This is a genomic window from Herbaspirillum lusitanum P6-12 (assembly GCF_000256565.1).
Classification (GTDB): domain Bacteria; phylum Pseudomonadota; class Gammaproteobacteria; order Burkholderiales; family Burkholderiaceae_D; genus Herbaspirillum; species Herbaspirillum lusitanum.
Map to the genome: position 1 here is coordinate 1 of NZ_AJHH01000620.1, position 2539 is coordinate 2539.

At 60.7% G+C, this 2539-nt stretch carries 2 protein-coding genes; both read left to right on the forward strand.

Annotation, left to right across the window (positions count from 1 at the left end; all coding sequences use genetic code 11):
• Positions 1-228 precede the first annotated feature (228 nt).
• Positions 229-1527, forward strand: coding sequence for an HlyC/CorC family transporter (locus HLUSI_RS0120325; RefSeq protein ID WP_029363815.1), 1299 nt, complete (start codon positions 229-231; stop codon positions 1525-1527).
• A 152-nt stretch (positions 1528-1679) separates the two neighbouring features.
• A partial coding sequence (locus HLUSI_RS29800) for a GspE/PulE family protein (RefSeq protein ID WP_016835700.1) occupies positions 1680-2539 on the forward strand: 860 nt, incomplete at its 3' end.

Sequence of the window (2539 nt, forward strand, 5' to 3'; positions counted from 1 at the left end):
CACCGGCCGCATCTGCGTGGCGGCGGTCAATTCGGGCAATATCGAACGGGTCGCCCAGGCTATCGCGACCGTCTCCGCATAAGAACAACCCGGGTCCCGGGACGATCTTCGCCTCGGGTTCCGCCCTGCCCAATTGATGTTAGAATCCAGCTTCGTTTGCGTCACGGAACCGGGCTCGTACCCGTTGCCGGAGCAGGCGACTACATCAACTTCCCTTACGGTGACCCTTTGGATACCGTGCCCATATGGGTGCAAATTCTTGCACTGGCACTTCTGATTCTTTGCTCGGCATTCTTTTCCATGACCGAGACCGCCCTGATGGCTGCCAACCGGCATCGCCTCAGGCATCTAGCCAAGCATGGCAACAAGCGCGCCATCACGCTGCTGTGGCTGCTTGAACGCACCGACCGGCTGCTGTCGCTGATCCTGATCGCCAATACGCTGATCAATGCGCTGGCGACGGCGCTGGTCACGGCGCTGGCGATCACCGCATTCGGCAACCACGAAAAAGTCATCACCATCGCCACCGCCTGCGTGGCCGGCCTGCTGATCGTCTTTGCCGAAATCGTGCCGAAGATCATCGGCGCCACCTATCCGGAACGCATCTCGCTGTTTACCGGCTTCTTCCTCAAGCCGCTGATGGCGCTGGCCAAGCCGCTGCTGTGGGTGGTCAACATCATCGTGTCGACGATCCTGCGCATCATCCACATCAAGGCCAGCGGCCGCTCCCATGAGCAGCGCCTGTCGCCTGAAGAGCTGCGCTCGATCGTGCTCGAAGGCGGCAACTTCATTCCGCAAAAGCACAAGAGCATCCTGCTCAACCTGTTCGACCTCGAGAAGATTTCGGTGGAAGACGTCATGACGCCGCGCGCCCAGGTCGAGGCGCTCAACCTGTCGGTCTCCATCGATGAAATCCGCAACCAGCTGGCAACCTGCTATCACAACAAGCTGCCGGTCTACGAAGGCGAGATCAACCAGATCGTCGGCATCCTGCATGTGCGCAAGGCGATCATGCTGTTCAGCCAGGATGAGGAAATCACCGGCGAAGAAATTCGCGCGCTGCTGAGCGCGCCGTATTTCATCCCGCAGGACACCGACGTCTTCACGCAGTTGCAGTACTTTCAGGAAAACCACGAACGCCTCGGCATCATCGTCGACGAGTACGGCGAAGTGCAGGGCCTGGTGACGCTGGAAGACATCATCGAGGAAATGATCGGCGAGTTCACCACCTCGGTGCCGGGCGCCGCCCGTGCCGACAGTTTCGCCTGGAACAAGGACGGCGAATGCCTGCTGGAAGGCGCCACCACCTTGCGCGACATCAACAAGCGCCTGGGCCTGAGCCTGCCGCTGGACGGACCCAAGACGCTCAACGGCCTGCTGCTGGAATGGTTGCGCGACATCCCCGAAGCCAACGTGTCGGTGCGCATCGCCGGCTGCATCATCGAAATCGTCCAGGTCCAGAACCAGGCCATCAAAGTGGTCAAACTGTTCGCGCCGACCACTGCAAAAACGCCGAAAGCCGAATAGCTACGATTTACAAGGCGGTACGCAAGCCGCATCATCGGTCGCTTCAGGTTCACTCCCGATGCACTCCCGATACGATACGACGATGCCAGCAAGACGCCGGTGCAACGCCGGTCGCTCTTTCGATTTTTTCGACTCTTGCCGGCACCGTCACCATGCTCCAGCGCGCTTCTGCTCCTTCTTCCGGACTTGCTTCCGCCTCCCCGTCCTTACCTGATTTCGACGACGCCTCCGCCGTCAATTACCTGCAGAAGATCCTGCTCGACGCCATCAACCTCGGCGCTTCGGATCTGCATTTCGAACCGTTCGAAAAGCATTGCCGCATCCGCTTCCGCATCGACGGCCAGTTGCGCGACATCGTCGAACCGCCGCTATCGATGAAGGACAAGCTGGCCTCGCACATCAAGATCATCTCCGGTCTCGACATCGCCGAAAAACGCATGCCGCAGGACGGCCGCATGAAACTGTCGTTGTCGTCGACGCGCGCCATCGATTTCCGCGTGTCGACGCTGCCGACACTGTTCGGCGAAAAGATCGTCATGCGCATCCTGGATGCCAGCCACTCGCAGTTGGGCATCGATGCGCTCGGCTACAACGACGCGCAAAAGGATTTGCTGCTGCAGGCGATCCGCCGGCCTTACGGGATGGTGCTGATGACGGGGCCGACCGGCTCGGGCAAGACGGTGTCGCTGTACAGTTGCCTCAGCCTCCTGAACCAGCCCGGCACCAATATTTCCACGGTCGAGGATCCGGCTGAAATCAGCCTGCCCGGCATCAACCAGGTCAATGTCAACCAGCGCGCCGGACTGACCTTTCCGATCGCGCTGCGCGCCTTCCTGCGCCAGGATCCGGACGTGATCATGGTGGGCGAGATCCGCGATCCCGAGACCGCCGACATCGCCGTCAAGGCGGCGCAGACCGGGCATCTGGTGTTTTCCACGCTGCACACCAACGATGCGCCGTCGACCCTGACGCGCCTGATGAACATGGGCGTGCCGGCGTTCAACGTAGCGTC